This window comes from Streptomyces wedmorensis, from assembly GCF_000716445.1.
Taxonomy (GTDB): domain Bacteria; phylum Actinomycetota; class Actinomycetes; order Streptomycetales; family Streptomycetaceae; genus Streptomyces; species Streptomyces wedmorensis.
Genome location: NZ_JNWK01000004.1, coordinates 171,311 through 191,947, shown reverse-complemented (window position 1 = coordinate 191,947; position 20,637 = coordinate 171,311). Strand labels below are relative to the sequence as shown.

Annotated in this window: 18 protein-coding genes; 8 read left to right on the top strand and 10 right to left on the bottom strand. The window is 72.0% G+C overall.

Features of this window, described 5'->3' with window-relative positions; all coding sequences use genetic code 11:
• Positions 1-128: 128 nt before the first annotated feature.
• Positions 129-1,958, top strand: coding sequence for an acyl-CoA dehydrogenase (locus tag OO54_RS04395; protein WP_033201515.1), 1,830 nt, complete (start codon positions 129-131; stop codon positions 1,956-1,958).
• Positions 1,959-2,135: 177 nt separating this feature from the next.
• Complete coding sequence (locus tag OO54_RS04390) at positions 2,136-3,443, top strand: M18 family aminopeptidase (RefSeq protein WP_017240311.1); 1,308 nt, start codon at positions 2,136-2,138, stop codon at positions 3,441-3,443.
• A 67-nt stretch (positions 3,444-3,510) separates the two neighbouring features.
• Here the strand turns inward: OO54_RS04390 and OO54_RS04385 are convergent, their stop codons facing one another.
• Complete coding sequence (locus OO54_RS04385) at positions 3,511-5,304, bottom strand: NHL domain-containing thioredoxin family protein (RefSeq protein WP_033201514.1); 1,794 nt, start codon at positions 5,302-5,304, stop codon at positions 3,511-3,513.
• A 171-nt stretch (positions 5,305-5,475) separates the two neighbouring features.
• Between OO54_RS04385 and OO54_RS04380 the strand changes: the two genes are divergently transcribed.
• A complete protein-coding gene (locus OO54_RS04380; RefSeq protein ID WP_033201513.1) occupies positions 5,476-5,967 on the top strand; it encodes an LURP-one-related/scramblase family protein in 492 nt (163 codons plus the stop codon).
• A gap of 7 nt (positions 5,968-5,974) precedes the next feature.
• Here the strand turns inward: OO54_RS04380 and OO54_RS04375 are convergent, their stop codons facing one another.
• Positions 5,975-7,201: a trans-sulfuration enzyme family protein gene (locus OO54_RS04375; RefSeq protein ID WP_033201512.1), complete on the bottom strand. Its 1,227-nt coding sequence runs from the start codon at positions 7,199-7,201 to the stop codon at positions 5,975-5,977.
• Positions 7,202-7,334: 133 nt separating this feature from the next.
• Between OO54_RS04375 and OO54_RS04370 the strand changes: the two genes are divergently transcribed.
• Positions 7,335-7,943, top strand: coding sequence for a hypothetical protein (locus OO54_RS04370; RefSeq protein ID WP_033201511.1), 609 nt, complete (start codon positions 7,335-7,337; stop codon positions 7,941-7,943).
• 37 nt (positions 7,944-7,980) lie between these two features.
• Here the strand turns inward: OO54_RS04370 and OO54_RS04365 are convergent, their stop codons facing one another.
• Positions 7,981-8,778: a carbon-nitrogen family hydrolase gene (locus OO54_RS04365; protein ID WP_033201510.1), complete on the bottom strand. Its 798-nt coding sequence runs from the start codon at positions 8,776-8,778 to the stop codon at positions 7,981-7,983.
• A 155-nt stretch (positions 8,779-8,933) separates the two neighbouring features.
• On the opposite strand from OO54_RS04365, the gene OO54_RS04360 reads away from it, so the two are divergent.
• The gene (locus OO54_RS04360) at positions 8,934-9,761 is read left to right on the top strand and encodes a maleylpyruvate isomerase family mycothiol-dependent enzyme (RefSeq protein ID WP_033201509.1); all 828 of its coding nucleotides are present in this window, start codon (positions 8,934-8,936) and stop codon (positions 9,759-9,761) included.
• A gap of 89 nt (positions 9,762-9,850) precedes the next feature.
• On the opposite strand, the gene OO54_RS04355 is transcribed toward OO54_RS04360, so the two are convergent.
• The 6 genes from OO54_RS04355 to pdhA form a co-directional block, all read right to left on the bottom strand.
• A complete protein-coding gene (locus OO54_RS04355; protein ID WP_033201508.1) occupies positions 9,851-11,161 on the bottom strand; it encodes an MFS transporter in 1,311 nt (436 codons plus the stop codon).
• Positions 11,158-11,832, bottom strand: a complete 675-nt coding sequence (locus OO54_RS04350; protein ID WP_033201563.1) for a GntR family transcriptional regulator — start codon at positions 11,830-11,832, stop codon at positions 11,158-11,160. The genes OO54_RS04355 and OO54_RS04350 overlap by 4 nt, the downstream gene beginning before the upstream one ends.
• Positions 11,833-11,920: 88 nt before the next feature.
• Positions 11,921-12,442, bottom strand: coding sequence for a hypothetical protein (locus tag OO54_RS04345; RefSeq protein WP_033201507.1), 522 nt, complete (start codon positions 12,440-12,442; stop codon positions 11,921-11,923).
• A 100-nt stretch (positions 12,443-12,542) separates the two neighbouring features.
• On the bottom strand, positions 12,543-13,934 hold the full coding sequence (locus OO54_RS04340) for a dihydrolipoamide acetyltransferase family protein (protein ID WP_051786703.1): 1,392 nt from the start codon (positions 13,932-13,934) through the stop codon (positions 12,543-12,545).
• Between the two features lie 31 nt (positions 13,935-13,965).
• Positions 13,966-14,946, bottom strand: a complete 981-nt coding sequence (locus OO54_RS04335) for an alpha-ketoacid dehydrogenase subunit beta (protein WP_017240322.1) — start codon at positions 14,944-14,946, stop codon at positions 13,966-13,968.
• Between the two features lie 2 nt (positions 14,947-14,948).
• Positions 14,949-16,142, bottom strand: coding sequence for a pyruvate dehydrogenase (acetyl-transferring) E1 component subunit alpha (gene pdhA, locus OO54_RS04330; protein WP_033201505.1), 1,194 nt, complete (start codon positions 16,140-16,142; stop codon positions 14,949-14,951).
• 344 nt (positions 16,143-16,486) lie between these two features.
• Between pdhA and OO54_RS04325 the strand changes: the two genes are divergently transcribed.
• The 3 genes from OO54_RS04325 (at position 16,487) to OO54_RS04315 (ending at position 18,881) form a co-directional block, all read left to right on the top strand.
• A complete protein-coding gene (locus tag OO54_RS04325; RefSeq protein ID WP_017240324.1) occupies positions 16,487-17,146 on the top strand; it encodes a response regulator in 660 nt (219 codons plus the stop codon).
• Positions 17,147-17,288: 142 nt separating this feature from the next.
• A complete protein-coding gene (locus OO54_RS04320) occupies positions 17,289-17,741 on the top strand; it encodes a pyridoxamine 5'-phosphate oxidase family protein (RefSeq protein ID WP_033201504.1) in 453 nt (150 codons plus the stop codon).
• A gap of 75 nt (positions 17,742-17,816) precedes the next feature.
• Complete coding sequence (locus OO54_RS04315; RefSeq protein WP_033201503.1) at positions 17,817-18,881, top strand: phosphotransferase; 1,065 nt, start codon at positions 17,817-17,819, stop codon at positions 18,879-18,881.
• A gap of 24 nt (positions 18,882-18,905) precedes the next feature.
• Here the strand turns inward: OO54_RS04315 and OO54_RS04310 are convergent, their stop codons facing one another.
• Complete coding sequence (locus OO54_RS04310; protein WP_033201502.1) at positions 18,906-20,507, bottom strand: protein kinase domain-containing protein; 1,602 nt, start codon at positions 20,505-20,507, stop codon at positions 18,906-18,908.
• Positions 20,508-20,637: the final 130 nt, after the last annotated feature.

Genomic DNA, 20,637 nt, shown 5'->3' with positions numbered 1-20,637 from the left:
ACGTCACAGATGGCCGGATAGGGGTTGCTTCTTATTACTGATGGGTAGCATCATCGGAGAGAGCGTGTTGCTACTCGCTGGTACGTGTACGAGGAACCTGCCTCCCCGAGCCTTACGGAGCCGTCGCCATGGGGCACTACAAGTCGAATCTCCGCGACATCGAGTTCAACCTCTTCGAGGTGCTCGGCCGCGACAAGGTGTACGGCACCGGTCCGTTCGAGGAGATGGACGTCGAGACCGCGAAGAGCATCCTCGACGAGATCCGCCGTCTCGCCGAGAACGAGCTCGCGGAGTCCTTCGCGGACGCCGACCGCAACCCGCCGGTCTTCGACCCGGAGACCAACACCGCCCCCGTGCCGGCCTCGTTCAAGAAGTCCTACAAGGCCTTCATGGACTCGGAGTACTGGCGCCTCGGCATCCCCGAGGGCATCGGCGGCACCGTCTCCCCGCGCTCCCTCGTCTGGGCCTACGCGGAGCTGCTGCTCGGCTCGAACCCGGCCGTCTGGATGTACTCCTCCGGCCCGGCGTTCGCCGGCGTCCTCTACAACGAGGGCAACGAGGCGCAGAAGAAGGTCGCGCAGATAGCGGTCGAGAAGCGCTGGGGCTCCACCATGGTCCTCACCGAGCCCGACGCCGGCTCGGACGTCGGCGCCGGCCGCACGAAGGCCGTGCAGCAGGAGGACGGCTCCTGGCACATCGAGGGCGTGAAGCGCTTCATCACGTCCGGTGAGCACGACATGGAGGAGAACATCCTCCACTACGTCCTCGCCCGCCCCGAGGGCGCCGGCCCCGGCACCAAGGGCCTCTCCCTCTTCCTCGTCCCGAAGTTCGAGTTCGACTGGGAGACCGGCGAGCTGGGCGAGCGCAACGGCGTGTACGCCACCAACGTCGAGCACAAGATGGGCCTCAAGGCCTCCAACACGTGCGAGATGACCTTCGGCGACCAGCACCCCGCCAAGGGCTGGCTGATCGGCGACAAGCACGACGGCATCCGCCAGATGTTCCTCATCATCGAGTTCGCCCGCATGATGGTCGGCACGAAGGCGATCTCCACCCTCTCCACGGGCTACCTCAACGCCCTGGAGTACGCCAAGGAGCGCGTCCAGGGCACCGACCTGGCGAACTTCATGGACAAGGCCGCGCCCAAGGTCACCATCACGCACCACCCCGACGTCCGCCGCTCGCTGATGACGCAGAAGGCGTACGCGGAGGGCATGCGCTCCCTCGTCCTCTACACGGCCTCCGTGCAGGACGAGATCGCGATCAAGGAAGCGGCCGGCGAGGACGCGAAGGCGCTGCACGGCCTGAACGACCTGCTGCTCCCGATCGTGAAGGGCTACGGCTCCGAGAAGGGCTACGAGCAGCTCGCGCAGTCGCTCCAGACCTTCGGCGGCTCCGGCTTCCTGCAGGAGTACCCGATCGAGCAGTACATCCGGGACGCCAAGATCGACACCCTCTACGAGGGCACCACCGCCATCCAGGGCCAGGACTTCTTCTTCCGGAAGATCGTCCGCGACCAGGGCGCCTCCCTGAACGCGCTGTCCGAGGAGATCAAGAAGTTCCTCGCGGTCGGCACCGGCGGCGACGACCTGGCCGGCGCCCGCGACGCGCTCGCCAAGGCGGCCGTCGACCTGGAGGCCATCGTCGGCACGATGATCACGGACCTCACCGCCACCGGCGAGGACGTCCGGAACATCTACAAGGTCGGCCTGAACACCACCCGCCTGCTGCTCGCCTCCGGCGACGTCGTCGTCGGCTACCTGCTCCTGCGCGGTGCCGCCGTCGCCGCCGAGAAGCTGGCCGCCGGCGCCACCGGCAAGGACGTCGCCTTCTACCAGGGCAAGATCGCGGCCGCGAAGTTCTTCGCCGCCAACGTCCTGCCGGGCGTCGGCGCCGAGCGCGCGCTCGCCGAGGCCGTCGACGGCTCGGTGATGGACCTGGACGAGGCCGCGTTCTAACCGACGCCTCTCGTCCTGCCGGTACGGCCCGTCCCCGGGGAGGGGGGCGGGCCGTACCTCCTTTTCCGGGGCTCGGCTCGCCTCCGGGGCGCATGAGCTCCGGGCCCGTTCCCCCGGCGCCCGTTCCTTTTTCCGGGGCCCCGTATTCGTATTCCGGTCCGGCCGTAAGGTGACCTCATGAGCAGCGCAGCTTCCCGTCCCACCGCCGGCCCCTTCGACCGCGGTCACACCGACGACCTGATGGCCTTCCTGACGGCCTCGCCGACGCCGTACCACGCGGTGGCGACCGCCGCGGAGCGGCTGGAGAAGGCGGGCTTCCGCCGTGTCGAGGAGACCGCGGCGTGGGACGGGACGACGGGCGGGAAGTACGTGATCCGCGGTGGCGCGATCATCGCCTGGTTCGTGCCGGAGGGCGCCGCCCCGCACACCCCGTACCGGATCGTCGGCGCGCACACCGACTCGCCCAACCTGCGCGTGAAGCCGCAGCCCGACATGGGCGCGCAGGGCTGGCGGCAGGTCGCCGTCGAGATCTACGGCGGCCCGCTGCTCAACAGCTGGCTCGACCGCGACCTGGGCCTGGCCGGCCGGCTGACCCTCCGCGACGGCTCCCAGACGCTGGTGAACATCGACCGGCCGCTGCTGCGCGTGCCGCAGCTCGCCGTCCACCTGGACCGCGGGGTCAACGACGGCATGAAGCTGGAGCGCCAGCGCCACATGCAGCCGATCTGGGGCCTGGGCCCCGTCCACGAGGGCGACCTGATCGCCTTCGTCGCCGAGGAGGCGGGCGTCGACGCCGAGGACGTGACCGGCTGGGACCTGATGGTCAGCGCCATCGAGCCGCCCGCCTACCTGGGCCGCGACCGCGAGCTCCTCGCCGGCCCGCGCATGGACAACCTGATCTCGGTGCACGCCGCCGTCGCCGCGCTGATCGCCGTGGCCGGCCGCGCGGACCTGCCGTACATCCCCGTCCTCGCCGCCTTCGACCACGAGGAGAACGGCTCCGAGGCCGACACCGGCGCCCAGGGCCCGCTGCTCGGGAACGTCCTGGAGCGCTCGGTGTACGCCCGCGGCGGCGGCTACGAGGACCGCGCCCGCTCGCTCGCCGGCTCGGTCTGCCTCTCCTCCGACGTCGGCCACGCCGTCCACCCCAACTACGCGGAGCGCCACGACCCGACGCACCACCCGCGTCCCAACGGCGGCCCGATCCTCAAGGTCAACGTCAACCAGCGCTACGCGACCGACGGCGCCGGCCGGGCCGCGTTCGCCGCCGCCTGCGAGAAGGCCGGCGTGCCGTGGCAGTCCTTCGTGTCCAACAACGACATGCCCTGCGGCACGACGATCGGCCCGATCACGGCCGCCCGCCACGGCATCACCACCTTCGACATCGGCATCGCCTGCCTGTCGATGCACAGCGCCCGTGAGCTCTGCGGCGCCGAGGACCCGTACCTGCTCGCGAACGCCCTGGTCGCCTTCCTGGAGGGCTGACCTTCCGCGTGCGACGACGACGGCCCACCCGCAGGACGCGGGTGGGCCGTCGTCGTACCACGGGGTGCTAGCCGTCCATGCCCGCCAGGATGAGCGGCAGGCGGGCGACGCCGTCCGCGGTGACCTTCAGCGGGACGCCCCAGTCCTGCTGGTGGACGTGGCAGGCCGGGTACTCGTTGGCGGGGTCGTCGTCGCAGGAGGCCGCCATGGCGGAGACGTGCAGGACGCCCTCGGTGATCTCCGGGTTCAGGTCGAGCTCCCGGAAGAGGTCCGTGCCGGTGCCCTCGCCCGCGACGAGGAGCTCAGGCGGGGTCGAGGAGACCAGGAGCCGGGTCGAGGGGCCGTAGCGGTCGTCGAGCTTCTGGCCCGTCGGGGCCTGGAAGACGACGTCGAGGCGGAGGCGACCCGGGGCGACCTCGGTGGCCTCGCGGCGGGTGCGGTGGGCGACCGCGTCGACCTGGACGGCCTCCTCGGGCAGCCGCAGCCGGGTCAGCCGGTGCCGGGCGGACTCGACGACCACGATGTCGCCGTCGACGAGGACGGCGCCGCTCGGCTCCCGCAGGTCGGTGGCGAGCGTGGTGACCTCGCCGGTGGCGGGGTCGTAGCGGCGCAGGGCGTGGTTGTACGTGTCGCTGACGGCCACCGAGCCGTCGGGCAGCGCGGTCACGCCCAGCGGGTGCTGGAGCAGGGCCTGGCCGGCGGCTCCGTCGCGGTGGCCGAAGTCGAAGAGGCCGGTGCCGACGGCGGTGTGCACGACGCCCTCGGTGTCGATCCAGCGCACGGCGCTCGTCTCGGAGTCGGCGATCCACAGCCGGTCCTCGGTGGCGGCAAGACCGGACGGCTGCGCGAACCAGGCCTCGGCGGCGGGCCCGTCGACGAGCCCCTCGTTGGTGGTGCCGGCGGCCACCTCGACGGTGCCGGTCTCCGGGTCGTACGTCCACAGCTGGTGGACGCCGGCCATGGCGATCCACACCTTGCCCCGCCACCAGGCCACGTCCCACGGCGAGGACAGGTCGACCTCCAGGGCCGGACCGGAGGTGGGGGAGCCCTGCCACCACTGCCGGCCGGTGCCCGCGACGAGCTCGATCCCGCCGCTCTCGGGGTCGAGGACGCGCAGGGAGTGGTTCACGGTGTCGGCGACGACGACCCTGCCGTCGGGGAGGGTCGCGAGGCCCTGCGGCTCGCGGAACACGCCCTCGCCGATGCGCCGCACGACGGTCTCGCCGTCCGCCGCCAGTTCGACGAGCTGGTGCCGGGTGGTGTCGGAGACCAGGAGGTTCCCGTTGGCGAGGAGGACCGCCTTGCCGGGGAACCGGAGGTCGGTCGCGACCGGCTCCGGCGCCACGTACGGGCCGTCGCCGCGCCGCAGGGTGCCCTTGGCCTCGTGCTCGGCCTCCAGCTCCTCGACGAGGGTGCGGATCGCGTTCGCGTGCCCCTCGCCGGCGTGCTGGGCGACGACGTACCCCTCGGGGTCGATCACCACGAGCGTCGGCCAGGCGCGCACGGCGTACTGCTTCCAGGTCGCGAGCTCCGGGTCGTCGAGGACGGGGTGGTGCACCTCGTAGCGCTCGACGGCGTCGACGACGGCCTGGTGCTCGGCCTCGTGCACGAACTTCGGCGAGTGCACGCCGATGATCACGAGGGTGTCGCGGTGCTTCTCCTCCAGGTCGCGGAGCTCGTCGAGGACGTGCAGGCAGTTCACGCAGCAGAAGGTCCAGAAGTCGAGCAGAACGATCTTTCCTCGCAGGTCGGCGAGGGTCAGGTCGTCTCCACCCGTGTTCAGCCAGCCGCCCTTGCCGATCAGCTCGGGGGCGCGGACACGGGCACGTCGGGGCGCGGGTGCGGGCGCGGAGTCGTTCATGGTTCAAGAGTGCCGTACCGGAGGATCGTGGGGGCCGGGTGGGGCGGGGACGCGTGTCCGGGGGCCGGGCCGCGGGGTGGGCCGGCCGGTACGACGGGCATGGCCGGGATCCCGGACGCGCCCACCCGCCGCTTCGGGTGAAAGCGACCGATACGGGGCAGGCATGGCGTCGTGAAATATCTCGTACGGGACAAGATCTTCGCGATCGGCGACGACTACTGGATCGAGGACGAGCAGGGCCGCCACGCCTTCCTCGTCGACGGCAAGGCCATGCGGCTGCGCGACACCCTGGAGCTGAAGGACCCCGAAGGGCAGGTCCTCGTCACCCTGCGGCAGAAGATGTTCAGCCTGCGGGACGCGATGACGATCGAGCGGGACGAGCGCCCGCTCGCGACCATCCGCCGCAAACGGCTCTCCCTGCTGCGCGACCACTATCGGGTGACCCTCGTCGAGGGAACCGAACTGGACGTCAGCGGCCGTGTTCTGGACCGGGAGTTCACCGTCGAGTACGACGGCGAACTCCTGGCCCACATCTCCCGCCGGTGGTTCCACGTCCGCGAGACCTACGCGGTGAACGTGGTCCGCGAGGACGCGGACGCCGCGCTGCTCGTCGCCGTCGCGGTGTGCGTGATCCGGATGGCGGAGCGGGAGCGGGAGGACTGAGACCCGCTCAGACGGCCTTCGTCAGCGCCTGCTCCAGGTCCTCCCACAGGTCCTCGACGTGCTCGATGCCGACCGAGAGCCGGACCGTGCCGGGGCCGATGCCGGCCGCCGCGAGGGCCGCCTCGTCGAGCTGGTGGTGGGAGGTCGAGGCCGGGTGCATGACCAGGGTCTTCACGTCGCCGAGGGAGACGCTGAGGGACGCGAGCCTTACCGACTCGACGAAGGTGCGGCCCGCGTCCCGGCCGCCGGCCAGGTCCACCGAGATCACGCCTCCGCCGCCGGACAGCAGGCGGGCGGCGATCTCCCGGTCCGGGTGGCTCGCGAGGGCGGGGTGGCGGACGGCCTCGACCGCCGGGTGCGCGGCGAGCCGGCCCGCGAGCTCGGCGGCGCTCGCACACTGCCGCTCCATGCGCAGGGACAGCGTCTGCATGCCGCGCAGGGTGAGCCAGGCGGCGAACGGGTCGGTGGAGGCGCCCTGTTCGACGGCGTGGCGGCGGACGCGGCCGTACAGGTCCGGGTCCTTGAAGACGGCGACGCCGCCGAGCACGTCCGCGTGCCCGGACAGGTACTTGGTGGCCGAGTGGACGACGATGTCGGCGCCGTGGTCGAGCGGCCGGCAGAGCAGCGGGGAGGCGAAGGTGTTGTCGACGGCGACCGGCACCCCGGCCTCGGCGGCGACGGCGGCGAGCGCGGGGATGTCGGAGACGCGGGTGGTCGGGTTGGCGATCGTCTCCAGATGGAGCAGCCGGGTCTCGGGCCGCAGGGCCGCCCGCACCTCCTCCGGGTCGGTGCCGGAGACGTACGTGACGTCGACGCCCCAGCGGGCGGCGAGGTCGGTCAGGACCGAGTACGTGCCGCCGTACAGGCAGGTCTGGGCGATGACGTGGTCGCCGCTGCCCAGCAGGCTCTGGAGGACGGAGTTGATCGCGCCCATGCCGGAGGCGAAGGAGATGCCGGCCGTGCCTCCTTCGAGGCGGGCGACGGCGTCCTCCAGGGTGCGGACGGTGGGGTTGCCGAGGCGGTTGTAGAGGAAGGCGGTGGAGGAGGTGAAGGCGGTGGCGAGGTCGTCGGCCGAGTCGAAGGCGAAGACGTGCCCCTGGTGGAGGGGGACGCCCAGCGGCCTGCTGCCCGTGACCTCCACGTGCGGCGGGTGGACGGCGAGCGTCTCGGGTCGCGGTGACGAGTCGGCGGCGGAGGACGGGTTGACGGCGTGGTCCCGGTCGGCATGGCTCATGGGACCCAGTCTGCGCACTGGCCGTTTGCCTTCCCAGAGCCAATCCCCGCAGATTGGTTCGTCAATGGTTCGGCATGGGGCCGGCACCGGGGCGGCACCGGGTCGGTATGGGTTCGTCGAGGGAGCAGACCGCATGCACAGCACCGTCAGCCCGTTCACGCTGCGCCCTTGGCAGGAGGGGAAGGGGTACGAACGGCGGGTCGGATGGCGGGGCGAGTCCGCCGAGTTCGGCGGGGTCACCGTGGAGGCGCCGCTGCGGCAGACCACGCCGCAGGTGGCCGTTTCGGAGCTGCGGGGCGGTCTGCTGCCGACGGCGTCGTACGAGACGCGGGGCATCCACACGGACGTGGCGCGGCTGCCGACCCTGAACCGGGCGACCCTCCGCGTCGGCGACGCCCTCGTGTCCATGACCCGCAACCGGCTCGGCGCGACGGCCCGTCAGCGGGCGCTGCACCTGCGGTACGGCGGCGACCGCTACCGCCTGTGGGCGCGGGACCGGCGCTCCTGGGTGCTGACCCGCGAGGCGGACGACGAGGACCCGGGCGTCACCGTGGCGATACGCGGCGCCGGGCGCGGCAGCCGGCGCCGGCTCGACGTCACGGTGTCGGGCCGGGCCGGCGGGGCGGACCTGTCCTTGGCGCTGGTGTTCGCGGGGGTGGACCGGGCGGCCCTCACCCGCGGGGGCGCGGTGCGCGCGGGCCTGTCCCGGGTCGGCGGGTTCTGGGCGGAGTCGCAGTACTGAGCCGCGGGGGCCGCCCGGTGCCGCCGGCCCGGCGCCGTCAGACCCGGCGCGGCGCGGCGATGCCCAGCACGCGGTCCTTGAGCGCCGGGAACTGTTCGCGGGTGGCGGCGACCTTGGCGGGGTCGAGGACGACCCGGAGGGTCTCCTCGTCCGGTCCGGCCTCTGCGAGGACCTCTCCCCAGGGGTCGACGACGATCGAGTGGCCGGCCTGCTCGACGCCCGCGTGGGTGCCGGCGGTGCCGCAGGCGAGGACGTAGGCCTGGTTCTCGACGGCGCGGGCCTGGGCCAGGAGCGTCCAGTGGGCGCGGCGGCGGGCGGGCCAGCCGGCCGGGACGACGAAGGCCTGGGCGCCGGCGTCGACGAGGCCGCGGAAGAGTTCGGGGAAGCGCAGGTCGTAGCAGGTGCCGACGCCGAGGGTGAGGTGCGGCAGGTCGACGGTGACGAGGTCCTCGCCGGCGGCCATCATGACGGCCTCGCCCTTGTCGAAGCCGAAGCGGTGGATCTTCCGGTAGGAGGCGACGAGTTCGCCGTCGGGAGAGAGGACGAGCGAGGTGTTGTAGAGGGCGCCGCCCTCCGCCTCGACGAACGAGCCGGCGTGCAGCCAGACCCCGGCGTCGCGGGCGGCCGCCGCCATCGCCTGGTGGGTGGGGCCGTTCAGCGGCTCGGACTCGGCCGCGAACAGCTCGTACGCGAAGGCCCCCATGGGCCACAGTTCCGGCAGGACGACGAGGTCGGCGCGGCCGGATTCCTCCCGTACGAGACGTGCCACGCGGGCGCGTCGGGAGTCGACCGGTTCGTCCGGGTCTACCGCGATCTGGATCAGCGAGGCGCGCACACTACCACCGTCCTGGCATTCGAGCCGTCAACACCGGCCTACGATCGTCACACGAAAGCACTGCCGGGGTGCCTTCGGGCAGCGTAACTTAGCGTCCGAGCCGCCCGTCCAGTCGTGTTTTCAGCCCGCGCACCGAAGAACCGCCGAGGGGTCCCGTGACCGTCCATCCCAGCCTCCAGAACTACGCCGACGCCTGGACCCACTCCATCGAGGCGATAGCCGAGTTGGTGCAGCCGCTCGTGGAGGGCGAATGGAACCGGCCGACGCCGTGCGTCGGCTGGTCGGTGCGGGACATCGTCTCCCATGTCATCGGCATGGAGACGGAGATGCTGGGCGACCCGCGCCCGATCCACTCCCTGCCGCGCGATCTGTACCACGTACGGAGTGACTTCGCGCGCTACATGGAGGTCCAGGTCGATGTGCGGCGGCACCACACCGCCCCGGAGATGACCTCGGAGCTGGAGTACATCCTGATCCGCCGGGCGCGGCAGCTCCGCAACGAGAACCGCTCCCCCGAGCACCTGATCCGCGCTCCCCTCGGCGCCGAGCAGTCCCTCGAGCTGGCCTACCGGCTGCGCGCCTTCGACGTGTGGGTGCACGAGCAGGACCTGCGGACGGCGCTCGGCGCCCCGGGCAACCTGGACTCGCCGGGCGCGCACGTCGCCCGGGACCTCCTCCTGGAGGCGCTGCCGAAGGTGGTCGCCAAGGACGCCGGGGCACCGCCGTCGTCGGCGGTGGTCCTCGACGTGACCGGTCCGGTGGAGTTCCTGCGGACGATACGGGTCGACGCGGAGGGCCGCGGTTCGATCGACGGCGCGCCGTCGCTGGGCCCCGCGGTGACGCTGGCGACGGACTGGGAGACGTTCGTCCGCCTCGCCTGCGGCCGGGTCCGTCCGGCCGACGTCGCCGACCGGGTGAAGGCCGAGGGCGACGAGGACCTGGCACGGGCCATCCTCGACAACTTCGCGGTGACGCCCCGGTAGGGCCCGCCGCGGGCCGGGGGCTTCGCCGGCCCGCCCCGGCAGGCCCGGCCAGGCCGCCGGGGGCCTCTCCGGCCGCCCCGGCAACGCCCCTACGCGGGCACGTGGACGGCTTCCACGCGGCTGGCGACGAGCCGTTCCCGTTCCCTGCGGTGGGTGCGGGCCTTGAGGCGCAGGATCTGCACCACGCCGACCGCCTCCAGGACGAAGACCGACGAGAACGCGATCCGGTAGTTGTCGCCGGTCGCGTCGAGCAGCACCCCGACGGCGAGCAGGGTCGTCATCGAGGCCACGAACCCGCCCATGTTGACGATGCCGGACGCGGTGCCCTGACGTTCCGGCGGATTCGCCGGCCGGGCGAAGTCGAAGCCGATCATCGACGCGGGTCCGCAGGCGCCGAGGACCGCGCAGAGCGTGACGAGCAGCCACATCGGGGCGTGGTCACCGGGGTACGCGAGGGTGGCCCCCCACAGCAGCGCGGTGGCGGCGACGGTGCCGAGGGCGAGCGGTGCGCGGGCCGTGTGGTGGCGGGCGATGATCTGCCCGTACGCGAGGCCGACGACCATGTTCGAGAGCACCACCAGGGTGAGCAGGGCCCCGGCGGTGGACCGGGACAGGCCCTGCGCCTCGACGAGGTACGGCAGCCCCCACAGCAGCAGGAACACCATCGCGGGGAACTGGGTGGTGAAGTGGACCCACATGCCGAGCCGGGTGCCGGGTTCCCGCCACGACTCGGCGATCTGCCGGCGGACGAAGGCGGCGCCCGCGTGCGTGGAGGGCTGGGGCTCGTACCCCTCGGGGTGGTCCTTGAGGAACAGCAGCAGCAGGACGAGGACGACGACGCCGGCGAGCGAGCTGCCGACGAAGGTGGTCGTCCAGCCGAGGCCGTGCAGGGCGCGGGCGATGAAGACGGTGGAGACCAGGTTGCCCGCCATGCCGAAGAGGGCTGCGACCTGGCCGATGAGCGGGCCGCGGCGGGCCGGGAACCAGCGGCTGCCGAGCCTGAGGACGCTGATGAACGTCATGGCGTCGCCGCAGCCGAGGAGGGCGCGGGAGGCGAGCGCGGTGCCGTAGGAGGGGGAGAGCGCGAAGCCGAGCTGGCCGACGGTGAAGAGGACGACGCCGAGGGCCAGGACCTTCTTGGTGCCGAGCCGGTCGACCATGAGGCCGACGGGTATCTGCATGCCCGCGTAGACGAGCAGCTGGAGTATGGAGAAGGTGGAGAGCGCGGAGGCGTTGACGTCGAAGCGGTCGGCGGCGTCGAGGCCGGCGACGCCCAGGGACGTGCGGAAGATGACGGCGACGAAGTAGACGGCGACGCCGACGCCCCAGACGAGCGCGGCGCGGCGGCCGCCGGGCGGGTCGCCGGGCAGGGTGACGGCGGAGCCGTAGGCCCTGTTCACCGGTCCTCACCCCGGACCAGGACCTTGACCCAGCTGAGGTGCTGGCGGACGCAGTGGGCCGCGCCCTCGACGTCGCCGGCGCGGATCCGGTCGAGGATCTCGGCGTGCTCGGCGATGTTCTTGGCGACGCGGTCGGGCTGGGACTGCATCACGGCGACGCCCATGCGCAGCTGGCGGTCGCGGAGCTGGTCGTAGAGGCGGGAGAGGATCTGGTTGCCGGCGTGCTGGACGATCTCGGCGTGGAAGCAGCGGTCGGTGACCGCCACCTCCGCGAGGTCCCCGGCCGCGGCCCGCAGTTTCTGCTCCTCCAGGAGCTCCTCGAGGCGGGCGATCAGCGAGGCGGGCGCGGGCACGGCCCGGCGGACGGCGAACTCCTCGACGAGCAGCCGGGTCTCGACGACGTCGGCGATCTCCTGGGCGGAGACGGCGAGGACGAGGGCGCCCTTCTTCGGGTAGAGCTTGAGCAGCCCTTCCATCTCCAGCTTGAGCAGCGCCTCGCGCACGGGCGTCCTCGACACCCCCACCGCGTCCGCGAGTTCGCCCTCGGTCAGCAGGGTTCCCCCCTCGTAACGCCGGTCGAGCACGGCCTGCTTGACGTGCATGTAGACACGGTCGGCGGCGGGTGGCTGCTTGGTGGGCAGCGGGACGGGACCGGCGGGCGCTGATGGCATGCGCACAGCATAGATACAACAGAGGTGCAACAGGCAGCCTCGTCCGCGATGTGGACGCGGCAGCCGGAGGGGCCGGGCGCCGCCGGGATCAGGCGGAGACGGCTGCGATGATCTCGCGGATCCGCCGGACCGACGACCGCCGGTGCGGCAGGGGCGCCACCTGCTCGACGACCGCGCCGAGCCACTCCGCGTCGCCCAGCCGATGCGTCAGCTTCGCCTCGGAGAGCGCCCGGAAGAGCTCGATCACGAGGTAGATGTGCACACCCGTGTAGCGGCGCTCGTGGTGGCTGTAGCGCGCGTACCAGTCGTCGTACGGATGGCGCACGAGGGCGTGTACGGAGCAGGCGTCGCGGCCCATGTCGATGGCGTCCGACTGAGCGGCCCAGACGAGTGCGGTACCGCCGCGGGTCGCCATCCAGGCCCGGTAGGTGGTGCGGATGCCCAGCTCCATGACCCTGGACCACGGCAGGACCTCCAGCGGCTCCGCAGTGCCGTTCGCCCGGTGTTCCATGCCTTCGGCGGTCAGGACCAGGCACATCCCTCCGGCGCGCTCGGGATCACCTATCACCCATCGGTCCCCGACCAGTTCCAGCGGTCCCAGCTGTCCCATGGACTTCCCCCTCGAAGCGTGAGACACAAAGGGAAACACCCGGCCGGGGATGGTGTCATCCCCGGCCGGGTGTTTCACGTGAAACGTCGCAACTCGGGCCTCACGCCCAGGTGATGAGCCGCTTCGGCTGCTCCAGTACCGCGGCGACGTCCGCGAGGAACTTGGAGCCGAGCTCGCCGTCGACCAGGCGGTGGTCGAAGGAGAGGGCCAGCGTGGTGACCTGGCGGGGCTTCACCTTGCCCTTGTGGACCCACGGCTGGAGCTTGATCGCACCGACCGCGAGGATCGCGGACTCGCCGGGGTTCAGGATGGGCGTACCGGTGTCGACGCCGAAGACGCCGACGTTGGTGATGGTGAAGGTGCCGCCCTGCATCGCCGCCGGCGTGGTCTTGCCCTCGCGGGCGGTGGCGACGAGCTCGCTCAGGGACTTCGAGAGCTCGGGCAGGGTCTGGGCGTGCGCGTCCTTGATGTTCGGCACGATCAGACCGCGCGGGGTGGCCGCGGCGATGCCCAGGTTCACGTAGTGCTTGAGGACGATCTCCTGCGCCGCCTCGTCCCAGGCCGCGTTGATCTCCGGGTTGCGCTTGACCGCGACGAGCACGGCCTTGGCGATGAGGAGGAGCGGGTTGACCCGCAGGCCCGCCATGTCCTTGTCGGACTTGAGCTCCTCGACCAGCTTCATCGTGCGCGTGATGTCGAAGGTCACGAACTCGGTGACGTGCGGTGCGGTGAAGGCCGAACCGACCATCGCCGCCGCCGTGGCCTTCCGTACGCCCTTGATGGGCACACGGGTCTCCCGGGCGTCGGACGCCACCGCCGCGACGGGCACCGCTGCCGGGGCCGGCACGGGCGCCGGGGCAGGGGCCGGGGCGACGGGCGCGGGCGCCGGAGCGGCCACCGGCGCGGCCGCCGCGTGGACGTCCTCGCGGGTGATGACGCCGTCCGGGCCGGTCGGGGTGACCGTCGCCAGGTCGACGCCGAGGTCCTTCGCGAGCTTCCGGACCGGCGGCTTGGCCAGCGGCCGGTCGGCGACCGGCGCGTGCCCGTTGAGCTGCTCCGGTACGGACACGGCGACGGGCGCGGTCTGGGCCGGCGCGGGGCTCCCGGCTCCCTTCCGCGGCCGGCGCTTGGTGGAGCTCGCGGCCACGCCGTAGCCGACCAGGACCGGCTGGCGGCCCTGCGGCTCCTCCTCGGCGACCGGCGCGGCAGGAGCGGCGGCCGCCGGGGCGGGCTCGGCCACCGGGGCCGCGGGGGCCGCCGGAGCGGCTTCGCCGCCGACGTTCACCGAGATGATGACCTGGCCGACGTCGACCGTCGTCCCCTCGGGGAAGAGCAGCTCGTGGACCGTGCCGTCGAAGGGGATGGGCAGTTCGACGGCGGCCTTGGCCGTCTCGACCTCGATCACGACCTGGCCGTCGGTGACGGTGTCACCGGGCTGGACGTACCACTTGAGGATCTCGGCCTCGGTGAGGCCCTCGCCCACGTCGGGCATCTTGAATTCGCGGATCGTCACGGTGCTCTCCTCAGTACGCCAGCGAGCGGTCGACGGCGTCGAGCACGCGGTCCAGGCCCGGCAGGTACTCCTCCTCCAGGCGCGCCGGCGGGTACGGCGCGTGGTAGCCGCCGACCCGCAGGACGGGGGCCTCCAGGTGGTAGAAGCAGCGCTCGGTGATCCGGGCGGCGATCTCCGCACCGGAGCCGAAGAACACCGGCGCCTCGTGGACGACGACCAGGCGGCGGGTCTTCTCGACCGAGGCCTGGATGGTGTCGAAGTCGAGCGGGGAGATCGAGCGCAGGTCCACGACCTCGATCGACTTGCCCTCCTCGGCGGCGGCCTCGGCCACCTCCAGGCAGGTCTTCACCATCGGGCCGTAGGCCACCAGGGTGAGGTCCGTGCCCTCGCGGGCGACCCGGGCCTTGTGCAGCTCGCCCGGGATGGCCTCGGTGTCGACCTCGCCCTTGTCCCAGTAGCGGCGCTTGGGCTCGAAGAAGATGACCGGGTCGTCGCTCTGGATCGCCTGCTGGAGCATCCAGTAGGCGTCGTTGGAGTTCGCCGGGGTGACGACCTTGAGGCCCGCGACGTGCGCGAAGAGCGACTCGGGGGACTCGGAGTGGTGCTCGACGGCGCCGATGCCGCCGCCGTACGGGATGCGGATGACGATCGGCATCTTCACGGTGCCGAGCGAACGGGCCCGCATCTTCGCCAGCTGGGACACGATCTGGTCGTACGCCGGGAAGACGAAGCCGTCGAACTGGATCTCCACGACCGGGCGGTAGCCGCGCAGGGCGAGACCGATCGCGGTGCCGACGATGCCGGACTCGGCGAGCGGGGTGTCGATGACCCGGTCCTCGCCGAAGTCCTTCTGCAGCCCGTCGGTGATCCGGAAGACACCGCCGAGCTTGCCGACGTCCAGGCCCATGATCAGGACCTTGGGGTCGGTCTCCAGGGCCTTGCGCAGCGACTCGTTGAGCGCCTTCGCGAGGGGAAGCTTCTGAACAGCCATGATTACTCGGCCTCTCCGCCCTCGAAGGACGCCTGGTAGGCGGCGAACTGAGCGCGCTCCTCGTCGACGAGCGCGTGCCCGTCCGCGTACACGTTGTCGAAGATCGCCATGTGCTCCGGGACGGGCATGGCGCGGACGACCTCGCGGACGTGCTTGCCGAGCGCCTCGCTCTCCGTCTCCAGCTCCTCGAAGAAGGCGGCGTCGGCGTGGCCCTCGTTCTCCATGTACGTCTTGAGGCGCTGGATCGGGTCCTTCGCCTCCCACTCCTCGCGCTCCGCGTCCCGGCGGTAGCGGGTCGGGTCGTCGGAGGTGGTGTGGGCGGCCATGCGGTAGGTGTACGCCTCGATGAGCGTCGGGCCCTCGCCGCGGCGGGCGCGCTCCAGCGCCGACCGGGTCACGGCCAGGCACGCGAGGACGTCGTTGCCGTCGACGCGGACACCGGGGAAGCCGAAGCCGCGGGCCCGCTGGTAGAGCGGAACGCGGGTCTGCTTCTCGATGGGCTCGGAAATGGCCCACTGGTTGTTCTGGCAGAAGAACACGACCGGGGCGTTGTAAACCGCGGAGAAGACGAACGACTCGTTCACGTCGCCCTGGCTGGAGGCGCCGTCACCGAAGTACGCGATAACGGCGGAGTCCGCACCGTCCTTCGCGATACCCATGGCGTAGCCGGTGGCGTGCAGGGTCTGCGAGCCGAGAACGATCGTGTACAGGTGGAAATTGTTGGTGTTCGGGTCCCAGCCACCGTTGTTCACACCGCGGAACATGCCGAGCAGGTTGGTGGGGTCGACCCCGCGACACCAGGCGACGGCGTGCTCACGGTAGGTGGGGAAGACGTAGTCGTCGTCCCGCAGCGCGCGGCCGGAGCCGATCTGAGCGGCCTCCTGGCCGAGCAGCGAGGCCCACAGGCCCAGCTCGCCCTGGCGCTGCAGCGCGGTGGCCTCGGCGTCGAAGCGGCGGCTGAGGACCATGTCGCGGTACAGGCCGCGCAGCTCCTCGGCGCTCAGATCGATGTCGTAATCGGGGTGCTGGACGCGCTCTCCTTCGGGCGTCAGCAGCTGGACGAGCTCGGGCTCCACAGCGTCCGCCTCGGCGCGCGTGCTCGTCTTCTTGGTGGTGCCAGTGCTCGCGCTTGCGGTGCGCTTGGTGCCGCTGCTGCGTCGCGTCGTCTTGCGCGCGGCAGTGCTCTCCACGGTCACGTGCGTGCTCCTCCGTCGGTCCGGCCCCCGGGTTCGCCGGTAAGGCCAGTGCGGCTCTCCGCCTTATCCGTACCCTTCGCACGGGGTGGGTGCGACGCGGCCGGGGTCGGGCGTGACAGGTGCCCCGGCGAGCGCCCCTGTCATAGGCACGTTACCCACAGCGCAGCATTCCCGCGAAACCCCACTTGACCTGCGATTTTGCTTGGATTTCCAAGTAAATCGAGAAAAGCGGGAAGCGCGGCTGGTCAGCGCGTCGGCAGCGGCTTGAAGGGGCCGCCGGAACAACGGGCACGTTATCCCGCGCACCCCGGGCGCGGGAAGAGCCAATATGTGAGACTGACGTCGTGCGCGAAGATGGAAAAATCCGGGTATTTCTGCTGGACGACCATGAAGTCGTCCGGCGCGGCGTCCACGAGCTGCTCTCCGTGGAGGACGACATCGAGGTGGTCGGCGAGGCCGGCACGGCGGCGGACGCGCTGGTCAGGATCCCCGCGACCCGCCCCGACGTCGCGGTGCTCGACGTCCGGCTGCCCGACGGCAGCGGCGTGGAGGTGTGCCGCGAGATCCGCTCGCACGACGAGTCGATCAAATGCCTGATGCTGACGTCGTACGCCGACGACGAGGCGCTCTTCGACGCGATCATGGCCGGGGCCTCGGGTTACGTCCTCAAGGCCATCCGGGGCAACGAACTGCTGAACGCCGTGCGGGACGTGGCGGCCGGCAAGTCGCTGCTCGACCCGGTGGCGACCGCCCGCGTCCTGGAGCGGCTGCGCGACGGCAACAACCCCAAGGGTGACGACAAGCTCGCCAACCTGACGGAGCAGGAGCGCAGGATCCTGGACCTGATCGGCGAGGGCCTGACCAACCGGGTGATCGGCGAGCGGCTCCACCTCGCGGAGAAGACCATCAAGAACTACGTCTCCAGCCTGCTGTCGAAGCTGGGCATGGAGCGGCGCTCGCAGGCCGCCGCGTACGTGGCACGGCTCCAGGCCGAGCGTCACTGACCTCCGCACGGCTCCGGACCGGTTCGTACCTCACCCGTACGGACCAGACCGGGGCCCCAGGTCGTTTTCGGGACCTACGTCCCCGCCGAACCGGGGCAGGGGCCCCTTTCCCGACACGGTGCCGGTGGCGGACAGTGGAACCATGTCCACCGACGAGATCCGCGCCATCGAGCTGCTCCGCCGCGTGTCCTACGGCCGAGTGGCGACGAGCATGCGGGCGATGCCGTTCGTCGCCCCCGCACGGCACATCGTTTCCGACGGCCGCGTCCTGCTCCGGATGCACCAGGGGCTCGACTACCACCGTGCCTGCAACGGCAGCGTCGTCGCGTACGGGGCGGACAACCTCAACTCCGGGTCCGAGAACCTCTGGTCCGTGCAGTTCACCGGCACCGCCGAGATCGTCGAGCCGACCGCCGAGGAACTCGCGGCCTTCGGGCCCGAACCGGAGACCGTGGACGGCGAACCGTTCGTCCCGGTCTTCATGCGCATCGAACCGCAGTTCGTGACGGTGCACGCGCTCGACTACACGAGCGAGACCCCGACGGCCCGGGCCGCCACCCCTTCCGTAAGGCGACACCTCCACCACGTAGCGTGATCTAACATCTGGCGGGTGCCGCGCTCATCTGAACACCCCGCCGCGCCGCCCGACGCCTCGGCAGGCACCTGCCCGGTGGCCCCCGGGCCCGTCGGTGCCCCGCCCGCCGGACGGCACGCGCGTCCTGCGGGTGCCCCGCCCGTCCGCACACTGCTGCGCCGCCACCGGCACGCCGGAGAGCCCCTCGCCTGCGTGCCCGTCACCGAGGGCCTGCTCAACCGAGGCTTCCGCCTCACCACCACGCGCGGCACGTACTTCCTGAAACAGCACCTGGACGCGCCCACCGCCGACCGCGCCACCATCGTCCGCCAGCACCGCGCCACCCAGCGCCTGCACGCCCTCGGCCTGCCCGTCGCCCCGCCGCTCGCCGACGCCGAAGGCCGCACGGTCGCCGTCGTCGACGGCCACTGCTACGCCCTGCACCCCTGGATCGACGGCCGCCACCGCGACGGCGCCCAGCTCACCGCCGGCTGCTCCCGCCGCCTCGGCACCCTGCTCGGACAGGTCCACATCGCCCTCGACCGGGTCATGGAACCCTCCGGCCCGGCCGGCCCGCCCCACTCCGACGACCGCGCCAGCGCCGACCTCCAGGACACCTTCCGGGCCATCGACGAACTCATCCGCCTCGCCCGCGCGCACCGCCCGCGCGACAGCTTCGACGCGCTCGCCGAGCACCGGCTCAGGGAGCGCCGCCGGCTGCTCGCCCAGCACGCCCACCACCGGCCCCCGCCGGCCGCCGCCGCCGGCTGGGTGCACGGCGACTTCCACCCCCTGAACCTGCTCTACCGGGGCGCCGAGCCCGCCGCGATCGTCGACTGGGACCGGCTCGGGGTCCGTCCCAGGGCCGAGGAGGCCGTCAGGGCCGCCGCCATCTTCTTCGTACGGCCCGAGGGCGAGCTGGCCCTGGAGAAGGTCCGGGCGTACGCGCGCGCGTACCGGCGGGCGACCGGTGCCTGCGGCGGCGAGCTCGCGACGGCGGCGCACCGGGTGTGGTGGGAGCGGCTCAACGACTTCTGGACGCTGCGCTGGCGCTACCAGCTGCACGACCGAAGGGCCGACCCGCAGTTTCCTGCGGTGTCGGCCCTGGCGGTCTGGTGGACCCGTGAGTACGAGGCGGTGCGCGACGCGTTCGCCGGCTGAGGCCGGGGCCCGCGGGCGGTCGTGTCAGCGGGCCGATCCGGTCGACGGAGGGGTGCCCGGGTTCCCGCCGCCGCCCGAGTCGTCGGTGGGGTCGGTCCCCGGGTCCGTGGTGGGGTCGGTCGGCGGCTCGCTCGTGCCGGTCGGCGTGCCCGTGGGCTCGGTCGGCGGCTCCGTGGTCGGTTCCGTCGGCGGTTCCGTCGTCGGCGTGCCCGTGGGCTCGGTCGGCGTGCGCGTCGTCGGCGGGTTCCACGGCTCCTGGGTCGCGCCGCCGTCCGAGGTGCTCTCCTGCGTCTGCTCCTCGGTGGGCTCCTCCGACGGCGTGGGCTCCTCGGAGGCCGTCGACGGCGAGTTGCTGACGGTCGTCGGCGTCTTCACGTCGCCGTTCTTGTCGGCGGCCTTGTCGATCGCGTACACGACACCGGCGACGACCGCGATCAGCGCGAGCGCGACGAACAGCCACAGCTTGCCGCGGCCGCCGTTGCCACCGCCCTGCGAGCCGTACGACCCGTCCTGGCCGTAGCCGCCGGTGCCGCCCGTGCCGCCGTCGTAACCGCCGTACCCGCCGTCGTCCGGGTTCATCGGCGGGAGGAGCGGGCCCTGCGCGGTCTCCCCGTGCATGGGGTGGCCCATCGCGGTGGTCGCGGCCATGCCGCCGGCGGGGGTGCGTCCGCCGTCGTGCATGTCGACCGGTCCGGTGTTCCAGGTGCCGGTGTGGCCGCCGAGCTGCTGGAGCATCTGCAGGCCGTACTGGATGAGCCCGCGCATCTCCTCGGCGCTCTGGAACCGGTCGTCCGGGTCCTTCGCGAGGGAGCGCATCACCAGCCCGTCGAGCTCCGGCGGCACCCCCGCGGTGACCTCGGACGGCGGGACCGGCGCGTCCTGCACGTGCTGGTACACGACGGAGAGCGGCGTCTCGCCGGTGAAGGGGGGCCGCAGCGCGAGGAGTTCGTAGAGCAGGCAGCCCGTCGCGTACAGGTCGGAGCGGTGGTCGACGGCCTTGCCGAGCGCCTGCTCGGGGGAGAGGTACTGGGGGGTGCCCATGACCATGCCGGTCTGGGTCATCGTCGACTGCGCGCCGTGCAGGGCACGGGCGATGCCGAAGTCCATGACCTTCACCGCGCCGGTGTGCGTGATGATGACGTTCGCCGGCTTGATGTCGCGGTGCACGATGCCGTGCTGGTGCGAGTAGGCCAGCGCCTCCAGGACGCCGGAGACGATGATGAGGGCCTGCTCGGGCCCGGGCGCCTCGGCGCTGAGCAGCAGGTCGCGGATGGTGCGGCCCTCGACGAGCTCCATCACGATGTACGGCACGGGCCGGCCGGACACCAGGTCCTCGCCGGAGTCGTACACGGCGACGATGGCGTGGTGGTTGAGGCCGGCGACCGACTGCGCCTCGCGCGTGAAGCGGGCCTTGGAGACCGGGTCCTCGGCGAGGTCGGCGCGGAGCAGCTTCACCGCGACCGTGCGGCCGAGCCGTACGTCCTCGGCGGCGAAGACCTCCGCCATGCCGCCGCGGCCCAGACGGTGCGTCAGGCGGTAGCGTCCGTCACCGACGACCCCGCCGACGCCCCAGGACTCCGCTGCCGCGTCCGGCACACCGCCATCTGCTCCGGATTCGGGTGCCATCAGTCCTCGCCGTCGTCTGTCGTGCCGTGTCCAGTCGTCACGCTACAGGCTCCGTACGACATCACGGTCCGAGATGGACCGGCCATCCAACCCCGTCCCCGTACACCTGTGCAAATTCGGTGACGTCGTC

Bases quoted from the DNA above. Each gene is read 5' to 3' on its own strand.
- OO54_RS04340 (WP_051786703.1), bottom strand. From the start codon at position 13,934: ATGCCCGACGTGGGCGAGGGCCTCACCGAGGCCGAGATCCTCAAGTGG.
- OO54_RS04390 (WP_017240311.1), top strand. From the start codon at position 2,136: ATGAGCAGCGCAGCTTCCCGTCCCACCGCCGGCCCCTTCGACCGCGGT.
- OO54_RS04345 (WP_033201507.1), bottom strand. From the start codon at position 12,442: ATGGGACAGCTGGGACCGCTGGAACTGGTCGGGGACCGATGGGTGATA.
- OO54_RS04310 (WP_033201502.1), bottom strand. From the start codon at position 20,507: ATGGCACCCGAATCCGGAGCAGATGGCGGTGTGCCGGACGCGGCAGCG.
- OO54_RS04350 (WP_033201563.1), bottom strand. From the start codon at position 11,832: ATGCCATCAGCGCCCGCCGGTCCCGTCCCGCTGCCCACCAAGCAGCCA.
- OO54_RS04335 (WP_017240322.1), bottom strand. From the start codon at position 14,946: ATGGCTGTTCAGAAGCTTCCCCTCGCGAAGGCGCTCAACGAGTCGCTG.
- OO54_RS04320 (WP_033201504.1), top strand. From the start codon at position 17,289: ATGTCCACCGACGAGATCCGCGCCATCGAGCTGCTCCGCCGCGTGTCC.
- OO54_RS04385 (WP_033201514.1), bottom strand. From the start codon at position 5,304: ATGAACGACTCCGCGCCCGCACCCGCGCCCCGACGTGCCCGTGTCCGC.
- OO54_RS04395 (WP_033201515.1), top strand. From the start codon at position 129: ATGGGGCACTACAAGTCGAATCTCCGCGACATCGAGTTCAACCTCTTC.
- OO54_RS04375 (WP_033201512.1), bottom strand. From the start codon at position 7,201: ATGAGCCATGCCGACCGGGACCACGCCGTCAACCCGTCCTCCGCCGCC.
- OO54_RS04370 (WP_033201511.1), top strand. From the start codon at position 7,335: ATGCACAGCACCGTCAGCCCGTTCACGCTGCGCCCTTGGCAGGAGGGG.